The organism is Cupriavidus sp. CPT47-8839-RL05A (assembly GCF_058792255.1).
Window position 1 is genome coordinate 222,903 of record NZ_JBYTEG010000005.1, and the last position, 19,319, is coordinate 242,221.

General features: G+C 62.2%; 17 protein-coding genes and 2 pseudogenes. 3 read left to right on the forward strand and 16 right to left on the reverse strand.

What is annotated here, in order from left to right:
* Positions 1-57: 57 nt before the first annotated feature.
* A complete protein-coding gene (locus tag AC3WVS_RS07945; RefSeq protein WP_492318133.1) occupies positions 58-1,806 on the reverse strand; it encodes a TIGR04141 family sporadically distributed protein in 1,749 nt (582 codons plus the stop codon).
* Between the two features lie 212 nt (positions 1,807-2,018).
* Between AC3WVS_RS07945 and AC3WVS_RS07950 the strand changes: the two genes are divergently transcribed.
* Positions 2,019-3,140, forward strand: a complete 1,122-nt coding sequence (locus AC3WVS_RS07950; protein WP_492318134.1) for an HNH endonuclease — start codon at positions 2,019-2,021, stop codon at positions 3,138-3,140.
* Positions 3,141-3,508: 368 nt separating this feature from the next.
* Here the strand turns inward: AC3WVS_RS07950 and AC3WVS_RS07955 are convergent, their stop codons facing one another.
* Positions 3,509-5,245 carry a hypothetical protein gene (locus tag AC3WVS_RS07955; protein ID WP_492318135.1) on the reverse strand — a complete coding sequence of 579 codons (1,737 nt, stop codon included), beginning with the start codon at positions 5,243-5,245 and terminating at the stop codon, positions 3,509-3,511.
* Complete coding sequence (locus AC3WVS_RS07960) at positions 5,242-7,161, reverse strand: hypothetical protein (protein ID WP_492318136.1); 1,920 nt, start codon at positions 7,159-7,161, stop codon at positions 5,242-5,244. The genes AC3WVS_RS07955 and AC3WVS_RS07960 overlap by 4 nt, the downstream gene beginning before the upstream one ends.
* A 180-nt stretch (positions 7,162-7,341) precedes the next feature.
* Here AC3WVS_RS07960 and AC3WVS_RS07965 point away from each other — a divergent pair.
* Together AC3WVS_RS07965 and AC3WVS_RS07970 are read left to right on the forward strand one after the other, a co-directional pair.
* A pseudogene (locus AC3WVS_RS07965) lies at positions 7,342-7,533 on the forward strand (plasmid fertility inhibition factor family protein); the annotation flags it as partial.
* Positions 7,534-7,641: 108 nt separating this feature from the next.
* Positions 7,642-7,779, forward strand: a pseudogene (locus AC3WVS_RS07970) (IS30 family transposase); the annotation flags it as partial.
* 303 nt (positions 7,780-8,082) lie between these two features.
* Here the strand turns inward: AC3WVS_RS07970 and AC3WVS_RS07975 are convergent.
* The 13 genes from AC3WVS_RS07975 to AC3WVS_RS08035 form a co-directional block, all read right to left on the reverse strand.
* Complete coding sequence (locus AC3WVS_RS07975; protein WP_492318137.1) at positions 8,083-8,373, reverse strand: hypothetical protein; 291 nt, start codon at positions 8,371-8,373, stop codon at positions 8,083-8,085.
* A gap of 414 nt (positions 8,374-8,787) precedes the next feature.
* On the reverse strand, positions 8,788-9,423 hold the full coding sequence (cheZ, locus tag AC3WVS_RS07980) for a protein phosphatase CheZ (protein WP_492318138.1): 636 nt from the start codon (positions 9,421-9,423) through the stop codon (positions 8,788-8,790).
* Positions 9,424-9,441: 18 nt separating this feature from the next.
* Positions 9,442-9,828: a chemotaxis response regulator CheY gene (gene cheY, locus AC3WVS_RS07985; protein WP_116318867.1), complete on the reverse strand. Its 387-nt coding sequence runs from the start codon at positions 9,826-9,828 to the stop codon at positions 9,442-9,444.
* Between the two features lie 92 nt (positions 9,829-9,920).
* Complete coding sequence (locus AC3WVS_RS07990; protein WP_492318139.1) at positions 9,921-11,003, reverse strand: protein-glutamate methylesterase/protein-glutamine glutaminase; 1,083 nt, start codon at positions 11,001-11,003, stop codon at positions 9,921-9,923.
* Between the two features lie 23 nt (positions 11,004-11,026).
* Positions 11,027-11,677, reverse strand: coding sequence for a chemoreceptor glutamine deamidase CheD (gene cheD / locus AC3WVS_RS07995; RefSeq protein ID WP_492318140.1), 651 nt, complete (start codon positions 11,675-11,677; stop codon positions 11,027-11,029).
* The gene (locus tag AC3WVS_RS08000) at positions 11,677-12,588 is read right to left on the reverse strand and encodes a CheR family methyltransferase (protein WP_492318141.1); all 912 of its coding nucleotides are present in this window, start codon (positions 12,586-12,588) and stop codon (positions 11,677-11,679) included. The genes cheD and AC3WVS_RS08000 overlap by 1 nt, the downstream gene beginning before the upstream one ends.
* A 25-nt stretch (positions 12,589-12,613) precedes the next feature.
* Positions 12,614-13,108, reverse strand: coding sequence for a chemotaxis protein CheW (locus tag AC3WVS_RS08005; protein WP_092316101.1), 495 nt, complete (start codon positions 13,106-13,108; stop codon positions 12,614-12,616).
* A 28-nt stretch (positions 13,109-13,136) separates the two neighbouring features.
* Complete coding sequence (cheA, locus tag AC3WVS_RS08010; protein WP_492318142.1) at positions 13,137-15,149, reverse strand: chemotaxis protein CheA; 2,013 nt, start codon at positions 15,147-15,149, stop codon at positions 13,137-13,139.
* A 52-nt stretch (positions 15,150-15,201) separates the two neighbouring features.
* A complete protein-coding gene (gene motB / locus AC3WVS_RS08015; protein ID WP_492318143.1) occupies positions 15,202-16,167 on the reverse strand; it encodes a flagellar motor protein MotB in 966 nt (321 codons plus the stop codon).
* Between the two features lie 27 nt (positions 16,168-16,194).
* Positions 16,195-17,058 (reverse strand): flagellar motor stator protein MotA, encoded by an 864-nt coding sequence (gene motA, locus AC3WVS_RS08020; protein WP_492318144.1) that lies wholly within the window; start codon positions 17,056-17,058, stop codon positions 16,195-16,197.
* A 119-nt stretch (positions 17,059-17,177) separates the two neighbouring features.
* Positions 17,178-17,783 (reverse strand): flagellar transcriptional regulator FlhC, encoded by a 606-nt coding sequence (flhC, locus tag AC3WVS_RS08025; RefSeq protein WP_492318145.1) that lies wholly within the window; start codon positions 17,781-17,783, stop codon positions 17,178-17,180.
* A complete protein-coding gene (gene flhD / locus AC3WVS_RS08030; protein ID WP_010812713.1) occupies positions 17,780-18,097 on the reverse strand; it encodes a flagellar transcriptional regulator FlhD in 318 nt (105 codons plus the stop codon). The genes flhC and flhD overlap by 4 nt, the downstream gene beginning before the upstream one ends.
* 485 nt (positions 18,098-18,582) lie before the next feature.
* Positions 18,583-19,317 (reverse strand): DUF4088 domain-containing protein, encoded by a 735-nt coding sequence (locus AC3WVS_RS08035; protein ID WP_492318146.1) that lies wholly within the window; start codon positions 19,315-19,317, stop codon positions 18,583-18,585.
* Positions 19,318-19,319 lie beyond the last annotated feature (2 nt).

Genomic DNA, 19,319 nt, shown 5'->3' on the forward strand with positions numbered 1-19,319 from the left:
AGGCGCAAGCACCCGCAACGTAGAGCCTTTTTGGGATTGACGCCTATGCACGCTTCCTCAAGGGATCAAGCGCGGTGTCGTCGGAGCGCCAGCGATCGAAACCCGGAAACCTCGTTGGGTGAGGTTTTCAAAGGCCTTCGACAGATTGACCTTGCTGAAAAACGGTAAATTTTGCTTGAGCGTCGTACTGCCCTCGCCCAAAATCAGGAAAACAATCTCGTAGTCGGCACTTTTGAAATTGTCCAAGGGCACAAGATCACGTGCGGCTGGATCTACACCGCGCAGCACCGTTCGCGCCTTCTTGCGGAACGCTTTGTCGCCGAGCATTATTTCAGCAGCCACACCGCCCTGAGCAAAGAGATGGCTCAGTCCAGCCGATCCCCCCTTGCGATGCTTTACGTGCACCAACTGCTTGGCAGGGGTCAGGAGGTCGCAGAGTTCAATAGACGATGTCGCTCGGTCGGTCTTGACGAGCTTTTTGTCCAGCAGGAAATATCCATGCGCCACGGCCGCTCGACTGTTGTAGTCGCCCTCCGACTCAATTTTCGATCCACCTCCTTCATCCCACATTTCAACTGCCGGAAATGTGAGAGTGGATATCTGAACCAAGTTCAATGTCTCGGCAATACGGCCAATGAAAGTCGCATCAACCTCGTACCACTTGCCATCGAAGATGATCTTCGTTTTGTCGCCGTCAACGATCTCGAAGTAGATGCAGCGATACACCGAGTGTTCGGTAATTTCGCCATCGACGTCGTGGACAAAAAGCCGGTCGCGCTTCAAGCCCTCGATGGTTAGACGCGCCAAATCAGGAATCGTGTCCATGTAGTCGGCCGAATCGATGACGGGGCGCACACCGTCCTTATTTCGCGTAAAGCTGAAGCCTAGGATCGTGTCCCATGCGCCGATCTCCGGCAGCGTGACCATGATTCCCGGGCTACGCACGGAAAAAGCTTGAACCAACAGCGCGTTCAGCGCATCGATTGAGGTGTCGTCCTTAATTTTGCGGACGTTGTCCACCCACGAGAAGGATGTCTTGTAGTCGTCATTGGCGTAGTAGCCTTTGATGCGGCGGGCCAACGCGGGGAAATCCGCGGCTTCCATTTCGGCGCCAAAGGAAAACATCGCATCTCCACCAGCGATCTGTTTAAGGCCAACTCCCCGCTTGGGGACGCCCGTCACAGCGCGAAGAACATCCCGTAGGATGTCGATCCCGAAGACGCCCACCTCCGAGTCGCGCGCAGCCTGAGACTTCTTCTGAACAGGCTGGTCTTCGAGAGTATGCAAGTCGACGCTGCGCAATGATTTCTCGTCGAGCGTGTTGAGCGCTGTGCGGATGCCAAAGTCCTGAACGAACAGCGATTGCTCGATCAGATACCGGCCGTAGCCAAAGGTAAAGGCGAAGATGTCGCCGTCCACGCGAAGCAGCAGCACCGCAGAACTTGATCGATTTGCGAGATCTGGTATGACACGGCCCGCAACCTCGTCGAGCACAGAACCCCAGCTAGGCCTCTTTTCCGCGCTTTGCTTCACATAAAGGAACCCGTCGATACCTAAGTTGTTTGCCATTGGATAGGTGTCCACCGGTGCGTCAGTCAGCAGATCCGCAAACACTTGGCCACCGCCTAACGGCTTTGCCATAAAAAGGTTCAGGCGGCGGTAGCTTCTTGCCATCTCATTTTTCCCATTTTGTTCGACATGGACGCCTGCCGCAGGGGACACAGAGCGTTGCGCTATGCTACCCGAAAACGCCGAGAATTCCGCCTCAGCATCTGCCATGATCGCTTCCCGGTGGGAATCTGCCATTTTGCCGCTTCCTTGCGCCGGCCCTCTTCTTTGCAAAGCGACATTGATAATTTACAGCCGAATTTCCGCTTTAGGGTCAGCTAGCGCTTGCAGCCGGCGGGTCGCCGGGGCGATCGGGCACTATCGGAACAGTCGCCTGCCTGGCAGGTCCGCTAGGGAGGTAATCTCGGTTCGGTAGAATATCTTCCGCCCGTTGCTACACCAATTCCAACATGTCTCCGCCGACTAGAGCCGCCCAAGAGCAATTCCTTGCCACAGCAAGAATCAGTCGCGCGTCTCTGATTCCGCTCTACTTCCTCCATCAAGAGCGCAATGAGTGGGTCGACTGGCGCGGCAATACCAATGCAGTGGGTCGGATGATCGAAGGTCCGCACTACTCGCTTGACGACTCGAAGGCCGTGGCCGAGCAGAAGCGCACGCCTGGCACCGTGTTCTTCATTGAGACATGCATCGGCGTTCTTCTCTCCTGCAATGGCGGGGCGGTCGTTGTCTGGGATCGGTGGGGGAATCAGCCCTACAGCGGACTTATCAACCCCATCAGAATGCTTTCTGACCGTGGAAGCCTGAGGGATGTCGTCAACCGCATGAACAATGTGGTTACTCTGCAGTCGGCGATTCACTTGGGTAATGCTGTGACCCCGGATGTGGAACTCTTCGGAGGCAATGCGCCCGTCTACGACCGCAAGTCCACTGCAGGCGGCTCACGCAACGGGTTGGCATGGTCGCAGACCGAAAGCCGCACCAACTGGAAGCACGTGCGCCGAGTCGTCCAACTTCTCAACGAGGTCAGGACTTTACAAGTTGCAGATCCGGCCGCTATTCCCTCTGGCAAGGCGGAGAGCCTTCCGCTCGTGACCGTCTCTCCTGCGCTGGATGTTGCGGGGGCAATGCAAGTCCTTTCCGCTCAGCAGGCTTTCATCGCTACGCCGGCGACGCTTGACGAGACACAGCAAGCTACGACGCGCCAAGCGCGAATCGGTCAGGACGTCTTCCGTGCTTCGCTCTTCGTGCGATGGAAGGGGTGTTCCGTCACAGGTTGCCGGGTCGAGACCGTCTTAGCCGCCAGCCACATCAAACCGTGGGCGGCCTGCGAGACCGCGAAGGAACGGCTTGATGTCGCCAATGGCTTGCTGTTGATTCCCAACCTGGATCGCCTCTTCGACAAGGGGCTGATCAGTTTCGACAACGAGTTCCGGATCTTGCTGAGCTCGTCGCTACGCCCCGGAGACCTCGTGCAGCTCAATGTCACGCCGCATATGCGGCTGACAAGCCGGGAGCACCGTGACATTCGCCCATATCTGGCCTGGCATCGGGTGCATGTCTTCCAGGCATAGCCGTAGGTCCTGCCAAACTGGCGTCGTTGCGACAGTAGAAGTGTCCACACGCCAAGCGATTTGGTCACCTCTGGCGCCAGCCTTTGCTGGCCAATCGTTTGCAAATTGCGAACTGGATTGGTAACCAGCAAGCTGGGGCCGTGGGGGCAGGTTCCTGCCAGGCCCGACCAAGGGCAGAGGTCGGCCAAAAGCCGCCTTTCGATGTGGCGGAATGGCTGACCGCTTCAGGCTGGAAGCGGACGCACTCGAGCGACACCCGCTAGAGTCTCGCCCGGCAACTTGGCGCTGGCGGTTGCGGGGGCTGCCGGTCCGAAATAAGGCACTCCATCCGTACTCTGAATCTCTGAGTGGTGCGACCCCGCCTCGCGTCAGACAGGCTCGATGCCCTCCTGTTTTCCCGCGTCCTGACCGGTATATGAGAGGTGATACCAGAACGACGCTGGTACAGGCATCCTGAAGTGACGGCATGCAATGAAATCCACTCCGAACAGTCCAAGTTCGGCGCTGGGCGATGCATCCTGCCATTTGTACTTCTCGATCTTCAAGAAGGCCTGCATGCGCACTGCCATCGCCTCGAAATCACTAATCTCGATCGGTGCCTCGGTATCTCCTTGCTCAAGCGCACTTCCAAAGTACCAGTTGGTAGACCAGCCTGCCGTCGGGTGCCATAGCTGGGCACAAACATTGGAGTACTGCGAGCTCGCGCCTTCTGCCAACACCTCGAAGCTGTCCTTCAGGCCAAGCAGTACGGCCCACGTTGCAAACGTCGCGAGACACCACGAGGCGCTCATCAGCCTTCCTTGCAGTTCCTCATCGCCTTTGCCATCCACGTCCAATGCGACCAGATCCTCCAGGCTATCGGTGCCGATTGGAAACTTTCGCTTCACCCTGAACGTGTAGTCGAGCCGCATGATCAGCGTGGCAAGCCAATTCTTGGCAACCTCGATGCGTCCGCTAATGACCAGAAGCACTAGTGCCAGATTGATATCCACGACATGACCGTCCAATCTCGGCGAACCCAGCGCAGCGTTGTTGGCAATCAGCGTGGCGACAAGGTCTGCCACCGCATGGACGTTCGCAAGAACGATTTTCCTTTGCTCTGCGTCCTCTGGGTCCTGTTCAGATAGGGCGGCGAGGCCTACGCTTGCAAGAAACCCGAGGTTTTCGAACAGCACAGACGCGATTTCGGCCCCCTCCCCACCATAGCCCGCCATGCCGTCACGGATCGCCACATGAGGCTGGATGACTTCGACATAGTCGCCTGCTGCGTCGACATAGGACTGCCACAGGCTTGCGAACGCCGGATATAGCTTTTCGCGCTCGCTCGCGGCGACCATCAAGATTCGATGCCAGGACCAAAGGAGCACACGCTCGCAGATCCACAGCGCCCGACGGACATCCCCTTCGGATCGAACCCAGTGAGCACAGATCTGCGACGCGAGATGGACGCGTCGTAGTGTCTTGATCAGCGTACGCGTCTCTTCGGCTGGCCCTTTCAGACCACCGTCAGGGCTGAGCCCAAGCTGGCGTAGTAATAGGCGGGACAGATCCCGGAAATCGTAATCGCTTTCGGCCACGAGGGCGAGGGCCTTGTGTAGGTCCGTTCTATCATCCGCCGCGAAGAGATTCTGATCCAGCATGTACCGCTCGATCAGGTCGGCGACGCGATCCCCACCCCAAAAGTCAAATTCCGCTTCCGATGCCTTGTTTTCCTTGTAGGAAGTCCAGTTGATCTCGACCTCCTGCTTGAGATCACCGGTGGTCGCGAGTATGACTCGCTTCCTGAGACGAGCGTGCTCCGGCGCAATGAGCTTAGGAATGTAGATGTCGAATACGTCGTTCAACGAAGGGCGAACGGACTGAGGCTCGCCGTTGTCCCAGTCCCGCCGGCCGATATCGCCCCGCTTGATGACAAGCAGAAGCAATTCTTCGATCCCGTCATCTCCCGTTCCAACAGCAGCAAGATCGACACCATATTGCCTGACGCCGGTCTGCGGCTTTGCCAGGGGCACATATCCCATTGCCAGTAACAGATCGGGCAGCAGTCGGTCAAACTCGTCGCGCTCCTTGAGCGTACGAAGAAATTGGGTCAGTACGAGTCTCATTGTTGTCCCCGGGTGGCTGCGCGAAACCGCAGCATCCGAATTTCGTTGCCGATCGGGTCAAGCACTTCCCTCCGTGGCAACTCGATGGAATGCGAGATCGCGCCCATGGTGGTGACGTCACCGTAGCCGCCGGCGTTGTGACTAAACGTCCCGTTACCCGCCTTGATCGTAATCTTGTTGGCGATCATATGAAGGATCGACGCTTTGCTAGCCTCGCTAAGCATGCCGCGCATTTGCTCTGCGCGAGCCCTGGCATAGTACCGACTCAGTTGGGCTGGCGGACGTAATGCCTTCAATCGAGGCAGGCCTCGTTCGGCGTCAATGATTGACTTCAGCTCGGCCAACGTGTTTTCCAGGAAGTCCTTCCCCTCGCCTTCCGTTTCGGCAATTCGGTGCTCGAGGCTCTTAACTGTCGTTTCCGGATAGTCGTAGCCGATTTCGCTAACGATCAGCCCTCGGGCGAGAGGATAGATCCTGGTACTGGCATTCTTCGATCCGAACAAGGAGTATGTCAGACTCAGCAGGACGTTGGCGTCAATGAAAAATCCCAGCATGCGTCGGGCCAGGAAAACCAAGCCCTCGGCATCCAGCTCGTCGATGACGGCGGTATCGAATCGAATCGTTCCACCTTCGTCGGACACGGCACTAGCGAGGCCCACGATCGCGGCCGGGTGTGCTTTCGATTCGCTCAATATCCAAGTCGTGAGGAAACGGCTCCAGAGGGCCGGGATACCTCGCAGTGCCGAAATTGTCTGTGGAAACGTCTTGGCAAAGGCAGTGTCGCGCCAATTCGGTGGCCGCCTTGCCACCCAAGCTTGCAGCGTGTCCAACACGACATCCTCGTATCCCGTGGCTTCGAGGAGATCGGAGAACACGCCATCGGCCGCAGTCGTGCCACCGCGATACTCGACGTCGAGTAGCGCCAGGACAGCGAGCCAGACATTCAGGTCGACTTGCTCACGGATGACCTTCCAATGACGGAACAAGGCGTCGGCAACTCCGCACAATGCGTGCTGGTCGCCTGCTTGTGCCATTGCCATGACATTCTGATCGAACACCCGGCTCTTTTGCATGGACCCGCAGGCAGCATGCACAGCCTGTTGGCGTATCGATAGCTCCGCGGACCCCAGATACCCTGCGATACTGGCTTCCAACTTTTCCGTGAGGATCTTATCCGTTGAGTCGACAAGAAGGCGACCCAACGTCCAGATCCCTGTGACCGCCACTTCAGGGCGCTCACTCTTAGCATCTTCCATCGCCATTTCGACAGCTTCGGCGAAGTCACTCTTCGAGAGCGCGACGATGGCATTGCACACGAGCGATTGATGCGACGCCATGGGACTCAGGACGGCCGATTCATGCAGCGCCTTCGCGGTGTCCGGGTGTTGTGCAAGCCATTGCTCTAGCGCAAAATGGAACAGCCCTCCCGCCATATCGTTCTTGGTCGTTTCGTGCTTGGCCTCGCACAGATCGAGTAGCGAACTCACATCCAGTATGTTCAGATGAGGCAGCGCTGCTTGCAGCACATGGAGCTGAGCGAAGACATCCATTCCTGCACGCATTCGGCGCGCCGCTGCCAGGACGACGTCTACGTGGTCTGCGGCCAATGCGAGCAGTCGTCCCGACGCATAGTCGGCATGGCCAATCTCCTTGCGCCACAGATCATGTGCGGCATCAAACAGCGGGCCAGCCATCTCGTTCCAATTCTTGTCGAGGGCGTCAAAGCGCTCCTTGGCGACAAGGATATTGCGGGCTTCGAGTGATTCGAATTCGAACGCGCTCCCCGCTGACCGGTAACAACCGTTCATTACCACGGGATCGACGTGCTCGTCCGCCTCAAGTTCAAGCGTCAGCACCGACGTACGTTTGTCGTGCAACCGCAGGGCTAGCGCTGCAGGAGAAACTGGCTTGGTCATGCAATTCACCTATCGTTCTTGGCGACGCCTTGGAGTCAGGTTGACGGCGGCGCGCGGGCTGTCCAGCTACACGGCGAGTGCCGAGCGATTTGTACGGATCACGTGGAGACCGAGATATTGCCATGGCTCGCCTACGTGCGACAGTCCATGAGAAATATGGATTGAGACTTTGACAGTCCGATGCTTTTGATAGCTGCGCTCGGTGATCGACCATCCCTGTTGCCGTCGTCTGCACGGTGGCAGCGCGAGTGTGCACCGTCCGATGGGACCTTCGACTTCATGAACGGTGTGACCCGAACCATCTGGCTACTTGCTCACGGTACACAAGTCTTTCCGGTGAAATGCGAGACAGGCAGCGCGGATTTGTTGCGCAAACTGGCTGGCGCCGAGAATGGCGGGTGCCTGCGCGCCGACCAGTTAGTCGCGCCCTACGCGAGCCATGACGAGTACCTTGCGGAGGCAAAACGGTCGCTCCTGGAGAAAGGCATCCATCTCTCAGCCTATTCGCAAGCCAAGCTCAACGCCATCGCCAGGCGGCTCAACGAACGCCCGCGCAAGACACTAAACTTCGATACACCGGCTGAACGATTCCATCAAGCTGTTGCATCGACCGGTTGAATCCGCAGTCGTTCTGCGACCCTCAGTCCCCCCACAGCTCGGCGATGAACTTCCTTTTTCGGGAGAGTAGCCAGGACGGCTGGCGATAACCGGCCTCCGTCTTCCCATCAGGCGCCCACCAGCAAACGTGTCCGCGACAGCGATCTTTCCTATGGCGCTCACTTGTTATCGTTCTGGCCGGATAGCGCCTCAGAACCCAACCTCGATAACAAATCGCCCGTCGGCGCCTGGCCAAAGATCAAATCGACCATGCTCCCAGGATGGGGCGGCAGCCGATTGCACGGCTGCGCACCCCACCCAACATCAGTCAGGCTGCAATGCCTGGCCATGCAGCAAGGCCAGTTCACTCAACACCTGCGTCTCGTGCGCCAGCCAGCCCGCCAGGGAAAGCAAGCTCTCCCAGGTTCCCTGATCCAGATCCACCGGATCCAGACTCGATGAACCATGATCGCTGGCCATAAGCAAGAGCCCATGAAGCTGCGCCGCACGTTGCACAGCAAGGCTCAGCGGATTCTCGCCGGGGCTGTGGGCGGTCACGAGCATGTCGGCACCATTGTGTTCCGCCGTAATACCGTGATGACTATGGCTATACATGGCGCACCTCCGCATACGCGGTTCGCACGCGCTGCTGCATTGTGCAGATACTGAAGATTGCCAATCGCCCAGAATGGGCAAGTAAGAACTGAAGCATGGGAATGCCCCCCTATCCATACAGGTTCAGTCCCGCTCCCCGGGTACTGATTGGGGTGGGCGGGCGCAAGGCAGGGTTAGCAGACCGGGGAATAGGCGAAAGCCGGCGAGCCCGAAGGCTCCCCTGCCAGGGCCCGCCCAAAGAAGGGGCGTGCGCAGGCACGGCGAACGTAAGGATACCGCCAGTAGGCGGTCGTTCGGCCATTTCCTCCGGGCTGCTAAACCCGGTCGCCGCAAGCGCAGCGACGAGCCCAGTATGAAGAGAGACAGCAAGCGCGAGTATGGGCAAACTCTTAAAGAGCAAGCCCAACCGAAACGTCAGAACCCCAGACTAGCCAACAAATCATCCACCTGCGCCTGGTCCGACACCACATCCGGCTTCCCTTCCGGATTCACCTGCGGCCCATTCATCAGCGTCGATGGCGCCTGCACTTCCACGCGCCGCTCGGACGGCACGTTATCGATCAGCACTTGCAGCAGCTCCTGCTCAAGCGTGCGGATCATGTCCATCATCTTCTTGATCACCTGCCCGGTCAGGTCCTGGAAGTCCTGCGCCATCATGATGTCGAGCAGGTGGCTGTTGGTGGCGCGGGCCTGCCCCGGCACCTCGGACAGGAAGGCGCGGGTGTCGAGCACCAACGAGCGGGCGTCGGCCAGCTCCACCGGCTGCTCGAACCAGCCCGCCCAGCGCTTATCCAGCGTCTCGGCCTGCTGTTCGATGTCAGACTGGATCGGCTGCGCCAGTTCGACCGCGTTCAGCGTGCGCTCGGCGGCCTGCTCGGTCATCGCGGCGATGTAGTTGAGCCGGTCGCGCGCATCCGGAATGGCCTGCGCGGCGCGCTCGATTTCCTTGTCCAGGCCGAGCTCGCGCATGTTGTCGCGCAGCATCCGCGTCAGGTTGCCGATGCGCAGGATCAGTTGTTCGGCGGAATCGTTGCTCAGGGTCGGGGTCATGACAAACGCGCCTCCGCCTCAGCCGCCGAGCTTTTCGAAGATCTTGGTGATCTTCTCGTCCAGCGTGGCGGCCGTGAAAGGCTTGACCACGTAGCCGTTGGCGCCGGCCTGGGCCGCGGCGATGATGTTTTCCTTCTTGGCCTCGGCCGTCACCATCAGCACCGGGATCTTGCCGATATTGGCGTCGGCGCGGATCGCCTGCAGCATCGACAGGCCGTCCATGTTGGGCATGTTCCAGTCCGAGATCACGAACTGGAAGCTGCCGTCCCTGGCCTTCTCCAGGCCGGCGGCGCCGTCCTCGGCTTCCTCGACGTTGACGAATCCCAGCTCCTTGAGCAGGTTGCGGATGATCCGGCGCATGGTCGGGAAATCATCCACGACCAGGATCTTGATGCTCTTGTCCACTTTGAGGGCTCCAGGTAAATGCAATATTGGCTAGTCGGTCCAGCTTGTTGTTTCAGCTTGTTGTCTGGTCTTGTTCAGGTTTCCGGGTCCGTTCAGACCCGTTGCGCGCGCGTGCCGTAGGTGGCCAGGCGCGCCATCACGCGCTGGGTCATCGCCGGCAAGGGCACGATTTCATGCACGCCGCCGGCGGCAATCGCCTCCTTCGGCATGCCAAACACGATGCAGGTGTGCTCGTCCTGCGCCAGGTTATAGGCGCCGGCCTCGCGCATGCGCAGCATGCCGCGCGCGCCGTCCTTGCCCATGCCGGTCAGGATCACGCCGATCACGTTCTTGCCGCCGTGCTGCGCGGCCGAATCGAACAACACGTCGACCGACGGGCGATGGCGGTTGACCGGTGCCTCCTGCGACAGGTGCGCGACGTAGTTGGCGCCGCTGCGTGCCAGCAGCAGGTGCGAGTCGCCCGGGGCAATGTACGCATGGCCCGGCAGCACGCGCTCGCCGTGCACGGCTTCCTTGACCGTGATGCGACACAGGCCGTCCAGCCGCTGCGCGAACGAACGCGTGAAGCCGGCCGGCATATGCTGGACGATCAGCACCGCGGGGCTGTCGGGCGGCAGCGGCATCAGGAATTCCTTGATGGCCTCGGTGCCGCCGGTGGAGGCGCCCAGGATGATCAGCTTCTCGGTCGATAGCAGCGGGCTGCGCAGCATCGGCACGGGCGCGGTGCCGGTGGCGGATGCCGCGGCCGGCTGCGTCGCCGCGCGCACGCGGGCACGCGAGGCGGCGCGCAGCTTGTCGGCGATGGTGTCGGTGTATTCCAGCAACCCGTCGCGGATGCCCAGCTTGGGCTTGGTGACAAAGTCCACCGCGCCCAGCTCCAGCGCGCGCATGGTGATTTCCGAGCCGCGTTCGGTCAGCGACGACACCATCAGCACCGGCATCGGCCGCAGCCGCATCAGCCGCTCCAGAAAGTCCAGGCCATCCATGCGCGGCATTTCGACGTCCAGCGTCAGCACGTCCGGGTTCAGGCGCTTGATCAGGTCGCGCGCGACCAGCGGGTCCGGCGCGGTGCCCACCACTTCCATGTCGGGCTGGCTGTTGATGATCTCCGTCATCAGGCTGCGGATCAGCGCGGAGTCGTCCACGCAGAGCACCTTGATCTTGGCGGCAGTCATGATTGATCGTGCTTGTAAGGGTTTCAGGGAAGCGGGCGCGAGAAAGACTGCCGCGCAAACAATTCAGGCGATTGCGCCGGCGCCCGGGCCGAGGTGGCGATGGCGCGGGCCAGTGCGCGCTCGTCGCGCGCCACCGAGACCTGGTCGTCCTGTCGCGTCAGGCGGCGCACCAGCGCCAGCCCGCCGATCGGGAAGTAGCTGACCCGCCGCGCATGTGGGCCGCGCAGGTCCTGCGCCGCCACGCGGACCTCTTCAGTCTTCAGGTAGCGCAGCACGAAATCCGCATTGCGGTCGCCGATATTCAGCGTGGTCATATTGGCCAGCACCGCGCCGCCGCCGAAGACCTTGGCCTCCAGCCGCTCGCGGCGTGCGCCCATCTTGAGCAGTTCGTTGATCAGCACTTCCAGCGCATAGCTGCCGTAGCGCATCGATGCGGACAGCATGCGATCGGCGCTGCCATCGTCGTCGGGCAGCATGAAGTGGTTCATGCCGCCCACGCCGGCGGTCTCGTCGCGGATGCAAGCGGCCACGCATGAGCCCAGCACGGTGGTCAGCACCACGTCCTCGCGGGTCACGTAGTACTCGTTGGGCAGCAGCTTGATGGCCTGCTTGCCGAACTCGCGGTCGAAGTAGGTGCGCGTGGCGAGGGCTTCGGGCAGATGGGGCGTGCGCATCACGGCCTTCCCGACCTGGCCGCATCCGAAGCCAGTTCATAGACGGTCTGCCCGCGCAGCTGGAACGCGCGCGTGACGTAGGAGAAGTTCTCCGAATGGCCGGCGAACAGCAGCCCGTGCGGCTTGAGCAGCGGCACAAAGCGCTCCAGGATGCGTCCCTGGGTCGGCTTGTCGAAGTAGATCATCACGTTGCGGCAGAAGATGGCGTCGAACTGCTCGCGGATGCCCCAGTCGGGCGCGAGCAGGTTCAGCGGCTCGAACGAGATGGTGGCGGCCAGTTCCGGCTTGACCTTGACCGAGCCGGTGCGCGGGCCCGTTCCCTTCAGGAAGAAACGCTTGAGCCGTTCCGGCGACAGCCGCGCCACCTGGTCGGCCGAATAGACGCCGCTGCGGGCCTTGGCCAGCACCTGGGTGTCGATATCGGTGGCCAGCACCGTGCCGGCGCGATCGCCCAGCGCTTCGGCCAGCGTGATGGCGATCGAGTACGGTTCTTCGCCGGTTGACGCGGCCGAACACCAGACACTGTAGGGCCGGCCGGTTTTCTTCGCATGCTCGGCCAGCAGCGGGAAGTGGTGCGACTCGCGAAAGAACGAAGTCAGGTTGGTCGTCAGCGCATTGGTGAAGAATTCCCACTCCGGCGACCGGTCATCCGCATCCAGCAGCGCCAGGTACGAGGCGAAGTCCGACAGCTGCAGCGTGCGCAACCGGCGCGCCAGCCGGCTGTAAACCATCTCGCGCTTGTGGCTGCCCAGCGAGATGCCCGCGCGCCGGTGGATCAGCGCGCGGATTTTCTCGAAGTCGCGTTCGGTCAGCAGGAAGTCGCGCGCTTCGTCGCGCCGCAGGAGGGCGGCCGGCGCGGGAGTCGACCCGGTGTGCCCGGGTACGCTGGCTGCGGTGCGGAACGGCGTCATGGGCTGTGCTTCGGTAATGCGGGAATCAGGCGTATTCGGCTTCGACCAGTGCCATCTCGGGGCTGGTCATCAGCTTCTCGATATCGATCAGCACCAGCATGCGGCCGTCGATGGTGCCCAGGCCGGTCAGGTGCTCGGTCGAGATCGATACGCCGAACTCGGGCGCGGGCTTGATCGCCTCGCCGGTCAGCGTCAGCACGTCCGACACGCCATCCACCACGATGCCGACCACGCGGCCGGCCACGTTCAGGATGATGACCACGGTCTGGTGGTCGTAGCGCACGTTGCCCAGGCGGAACTTCAGGCGCAGGTCGACGATCGGCACGATCACGCCGCGCAGGTTAGTCACGCCCTTGATGAAGTCCGGTGCGCTGGAGATGCGTGTCACGGTCTCGTAGCTGCGGATCTCCTGCACCTTGAGGATGTCGATGCCGTATTCCTCCGACCCCAGCGTGAAGACCAGGAACTCCTGGCCCGAAGCGTCGCTTCCGGGGGTATCGATGTGTCCGATGCCGGCCATGATGTCTTGTTCTCCTGTGATTGGACGATTACTGCTGCAGCGCCGGTTCCTGCCGGCGCACGCCGGTGCGCTGCAGCGCGCCGACATCGACGATCAGCGCCACGCTGCCGTCGCCAAGGATGGTGGCGGCGGAAATGCACGGCACCTTGCGGTAGTTGGTTTCCAGGTTCTTCAGCACCACCTGGTGCTGGCCGATCAGCTGGTCCACCAGCAGCGCAAAGCGCTTGCCTTCGGCCTGCAGGATCACGGCGATGCCCTGCGTGGGTTCCTGCAGCGCGCCGGCGACGTTGAACACGCGGTGCATTTCCAGCAGCGGCAGGTATTCGCCGCGCACGTGCATGACGCGGTCCGAGTTGGCCGCGGTATGGACGTCCTCGGCCTTGGGCTGCAGCGACTCCATCACGCAGTTCAGCGGCAGGATGAAGGTCTCTTCGCCCACCTTGACCGACATGCCGTCCAGGATCGCCAGCGTCAGCGGCAGCACGATGCGGATGGTGGTGCCCAGGCCGGGGCGCGAGCTGATCTGGACGTGGCCGCCCATCTCCTGGATATTGCGCTTGACCACGTCCATGCCAACGCCGCGGCCCGACACGTCGGTGACGACCTCGGCGGTGGAGAAGCCCGGCGCGAAGATCAGCTGCCAGACTTCCTCGTCGGTGATGGTCTCGGACACCGGCAGGCCGTTCTGGATGGCCTTGGCCAGGATGCGCTCGCGGTTCAGGCCGCCGCCGTCGTCGCTGACTTCAATGACGATATTGCCGCCATGGTGCTGCGCGGACAGGATCAGCTGGCCGGTCGCGTCCTTGCCGGCGGCCACGCGCTTGTCAGGGGTTTCGATGCCATGGTCCAGGCTGTTGCGCACCAGGTGCGTGAGCGGGTCGATGATGCGTTCGATCAGGCTCTTGTCCAGCTCGGTGGCCTTGCCGAAGGTGACCAGGTCGATCTGCTTGCCGAGCTTGCTGGCGAGGTCGCGCACCAGCCGCGGGAAGCGCGAAAACACGTAGTCCATCGGCATCATGCGGATCGACATCACCGCTTCCTGCAGGTCGCGCGCGTTGCGCTCGAGCTGGCCCATGCCGGAGAACAGGCGGTCGAACAGCACCGGGTCCAGCGCCGAGGCGGTCTGCGCCAGCATCGACTGCGTGATCACCAGTTCGCCCACCAGGTTGATGATCTGGTCGACCTTCTCGGTCGGCACGCGGATCGAGCCTTCGCCGTGCGCGGCGCTCGCCTGCGGCTTGGCCTTCTCGCGCGCGGCGGAGGGCGCTGCCGCTGCGGGGGCGGGGGCCGTGGCGACCGGGACGGGCGCCGGGACAGGGGCCTCGACCACCGCGGGGGCAGCAGCAGGGGCCTCGGCTTCAGCTTCGATCACGATCTGGTCCAGGTCGATCACGAAGCAGCACACCGCGATGATGTCGTCGGCGCTGCACTGGGTGTTGAGCCACACCACCAGTTCGCCATTCACCTCTTGCTGGCCGGTGATCTCGCCCAGGTTGGCCAGTTCCTCGCGCAGCAGCGCCTGGTCGGAGGCGGAAACCCGGATCAGGCGGATCTTGAGCCCGCCGCCCGCAGGAGCAGCAGCGGGGGGCGTTGCGGCAACAGGTGCGGGCACCGGGGCCGGGGCAGCTGCGCCGGCATGGCCGGCGGCTTCCTGCGCCAGCTGTTGCAGCACGGCGCAGATGCGCGCCAGCGTTTCCGGATCGGGTTCGGTGCCGTTGCGGTAGGCGTTGAGCTGGTCTTGCAACACGTCCTTGGTTTCCAGAAAGGTGTCGATGATGGTCCTGGTCAACGCCAGTTCCTGCCGGCGCGTGCGGTCCAGCAGGTTCTCGAAAATATGGGTGGTCTCGGTCAGCGCCGCGAAGCCGAAGGTGGCAGCCCCGCCCTTGATGGAGTGCGCCGCCCGGAAGATCGCGTTCAGATGCTCGGGATCGGGCGACTCAATGTCCAGGCCGAGCAGCAGCTGCTCCATTTCGACGAGCAGTTCTTCCGCTTCCTCGAAGAAGGTCTGGTAAAACTGTGTGATATCGATATCGACAGACATGGCGTCCTGAGTCACTTGGTTACTGCACTGGCGCTGCCGCAACGGCCGCGCGTCATGGTTTGCTGCCCGTGGGCGCAGGCGCAGGCGCTGAGGCCGCTGCCAGCCCCGCCTGCATCTCCTGCGCGGCCTTGCCGGCCTGCGCCGCCACCGTGACCTCGGCGGCGCTGGCGTTCTCGGCCTCGAAGCGCGCCTGGGCCTTTTGGTTGAGCACCACGATGCTGATGCGCCGGTTCACCGGCGCCAGCAGGTCTTCCTTGTCCAGCGGCATGGTCGCGGCCAGGCCCAGCACGCGCAGCACCTTGCCCTCCTGCATGCCGCCGGCGATCAGCTCGCGGCGCGAAGCGTTGGCGCGGTCGCCCGACAGCTCCCAGTTGCTGTAGGTGCGCTCGCCGTTGGAATAGTTGGCCGCATCGGTATGGCCCGACAGGCTGACCTTGTTGGGCAGCTCGTTCAGGACCGGCCCGATCTCGCGCAGGATGGTGCGCATATAGGTCTCGACCGTGGCGCTGCCGGTGCGGAACATCGGCCGGTTCTGCGTATCCAGGATCTGGATGCGCAGCCCCTCGCTGGTGATGTCCAGCAGCAGCTGCGGCCGGAACTGGCGCAGCACCGGGTTGTTCTCGATGATCTGCTCGAGCCGCTGCTTGAGCGCGCGCAGGCGCTGCGCTTCCTGCTGCTCGTTGCGCCGCTGCTCGTCGCTGGGTTCGTTGGTGCGCGCGCGCATGGTGTCGCCGTCCTTGCGCAGCGCATCCTGGCCGCCGCCCGGGATCACGCTCGGGGTCTGGCTGCTCTTCTCGCCGCCGACGATGGCCACCTTGAGCGGCATGCGGAAGTACTCGGCAATGCCTTCCAGCGTCTTCTTGTTGGCGCTGGACAGCAGCCACAGCACCAGGAACAGCGCCATCATCGCCGTCATGAAGTCGGCGTAGGCGATCTTCCAGCTGTGGTTGCCGTGCGGCCTGGCGTGCGATTTCGCCCGGCGGACGATGATCGGACGCATATCGTGTGCGCTGCTCATGACGGTGCTCCTTGCTGCTTGCGCGCCTTAATTCAGGCTCTTGACTTCACGCACGTGGTCGTCGAGCTCAAGGAACGACGGCCGCACCGTGGAGTACAGCACCTTGCGGCCGAATTCCACCGCCACCAGCGGCGCGTAGCCGTTGAGCGAGGCCAGCAGCACCACCTTGATGCATTCGTAGACTTTGACGTTCTCGGATACCTGCAGCTCGATACGCGCGGCCAGCGGCGAGACAAAGCCATAGGCCAGCAGGATGCCGAGGAAGGTGCCGACCATGGCGTGCGCGATCAGCGCGCCCAGCTCGGCCGGCGGCAGGTCGGCCGAACCCAGCGCATGCACCACGCCCATCACCGCGGCAACGATGCCGAAGGCGGGCAGCGCGTCGCCGACGCGCGACAGCGCATGGGCGGGGATCTCGGCCTCGTGGCGGAAGGTCTCGATCTCGTGGTCCATGAGGGCCTCGATCTCGAAGGCGTTCATGTTGCCGTTGACCATCATGCGCAGGTAGTCGGTGAGGAATTCCATCACCACCGGATCCGACAGGATGCGCGGGTACTGGCTGAAGACGCTGCTGGCGGCAGGGTCCGCGATTTCCTTTTCCAGGAACAGGATGCCCTCGCGCCGTGCCTTGGACAGCAGCACGTACAGCAGCGACATGACGTCCAGGTACAGCTCTTTCTTGTACTTGGAACTCTTGAACAGGCCCGGCAGGGCCTTGACGGTGGCCTTGATGGCCTTTGCTGTATTGGTGGCGATGAAGGCGCCGAAGGCGGCGCCCCCGATGATCACAAATTCCGCCGGTTGATATAGCGCGCCCATGTGGCCGCCGGTCATGGCGTAACCGCCAAGCACCGCCACAACCACGACGACATAGCCAAGAACTACTAGCACGATCGGATCCCCGTCTAAAAACGCGCGTCAGTCACGCACAATTGCCCGGGCACGGGCGAACGGAGAGTGGTCCGTCCGCCAGCGCTGCAAGCTTGCCAGCCGGCGGACCTTGACCAGGATCAGGCGTTGGTCTGCACGGCGGCGGCGTCTTTCGAGAGCTTCTTCACTTTCCCTGCGCGTGACGGCGGACGGCACAGGCTGCACACGAAATTCACGTGCGGCTCATACGCGTGCGTGACAAACTGCCCGCCGCAACACGTGCACCGGGACAGCTGCAGCATGTTGCTCTCGAAGAACCGTACTAACGTCCAGGCACGCGTGAAACTTAAGACAATTTCGCCGCCGAGCAGCGAAACATGCTCAAGGTACAGGCGGTAGGCAGCCACCACCGCGCGAATGCCCACGGTCTCGCCCTCCTGCACCATGAACTGGTAGGCAGAGAAGAACAGCGACGAGTGGATATTCGGCAGCCAGGTGGTGAACCAGTCCGTCGAGAAGGGAAGCATGCCCTTGGGGGGCGAGACGCCGCGCAGCTCCTTGTACAGGCGGATGAGCCGGTCACGCGACAGCGTGGTCTCGGCTTCAAGCACCTGCAGGCGCGCACCCAGGCCGATCAGCTCGATCGCAAGCTGGGTCTGGTTCGCATCCTGGAGCACGCTCTTGCGGCTGGGAACGGAGGTGGCCGTGTAACTCCGGGTCGGCTCGGCCTGCAGGAGCGCGGTCAATTGAGCGACTCCACAGGCTGGCGTGCAAGCAGGATCGCGGCGTGGATCTGCTGCATGTCATGGCTCTTGGCCGTGTGGGTGAGAGTGGACAGGAGCGCATGGTCGTCGAAGCGGAACCTGCACAGCACCATGTTGGATGCCGCCAGCTTGACGAGTTGCGCGGAAGTCAGCTTGGCAAGAATATCCGCAATTTCCTTGCTGACCCCGAGCCGGAACATGGCTTCGACCTGGTTTTCGCGCACCAGGCGTTGCGCGAGCAGCAGATAGGCGAGGTTAACCTCCCTGATCTCCTGGAGAACTTCACTGCTTTCCAATTTATCCCCGCTACCAAAAACCCACCGTGGCCGCTTGTCCGGCGCTTACCGATGCCCTCGCGGGCCCCGGCGACCAGATCGTTTGTTTGCGGCTGGGCGGGTACAACGTACGACTAAGGAACTACGCCCGTGTCAAACTGTAATCAACTCCGTTACAAGTGTTACAGAGTGTAAGTGAGACTGTTACGTTTATATCGGCAATCTACCCGCAATGCCAATCCCTACTTACGCGGGGGGGAAACCAAATGTCGCATGAAACATACATGAGCGCGCACATTTTGTAACAGTTCACACCCCTGACATTTGACCGGAATCAACTCATGTCCCGCAAACGTCATCTCGGTCAAACGCATGGCGGGCCCTTTCGGGAGCCTGCTGGATTCCTCTATTGACGAGTGGCGCGAGTGCGGTTAGCACGCGCAATCTGTCAGAAATAGCCGTTCGAAAATTGCGGCGGGATTCCGCCCGCCAGGCCTATGGCTGGCTCATGGCCGGAACATGCGCCGCAGCCACGCCGCCAGCCGGGCGAACACATCGTCGGGCGCTTCGCGGAACAGCGCCGGGCGCATGCGCTCCACCTGCTCCAGCACGCGCGAGGCTTCTTCCGGCCGCACCGAGCCGTACTCCAGGGCCAGGCCCAGCATGCCGCGCAGCTCGCCCACGCGGGCGCGGCCAGCGGCTTCGCTGTCTTCGGTCTGCAGCGCGTACATCAGGTCATAGGCGCGCTGGCGCAGGCTTTCGGCCAGGCGCCATGCGGGCGTGCGCATGCGCTCTTCCAGCACCCGCACGTCTTCTGCCGAAGCCGCCACCTGCGTGGCGAGCGCCTCGGTGAAGGCGGCATCGGCGCCGCATTCGGACAGCACCTGCGCCGCCCATTCGCGCGCATGCGCCAGGCGCTGGTCCGGCGTCCAGTCCGGCTGCACCGCCAGCCCGAAGCCAAAGCGCTGGGCATCGCGCATCAGCGCCGCCAGCGCATTGGGCAATTGCTTGTCGAACACGCGGCGGGCCCAGCCGTATTCGCCGCCGGACAGCAGCCGCGAGACCGCGCGCTCGGTGAGCGGGCCGTCATGCTGCAGCAGCCGCGCGCGCAGGAATTCCTGGAAATCGGGCGGCAGGAACTCGCGGTCCAGGCCGGTCGAGACCCCGACGAACTGCTCGAATTCCTTGCGCAGCCGGGCCGCATCGTCATGCGGCAGAGCCAGGTTGATCTCGGTCGTCATAG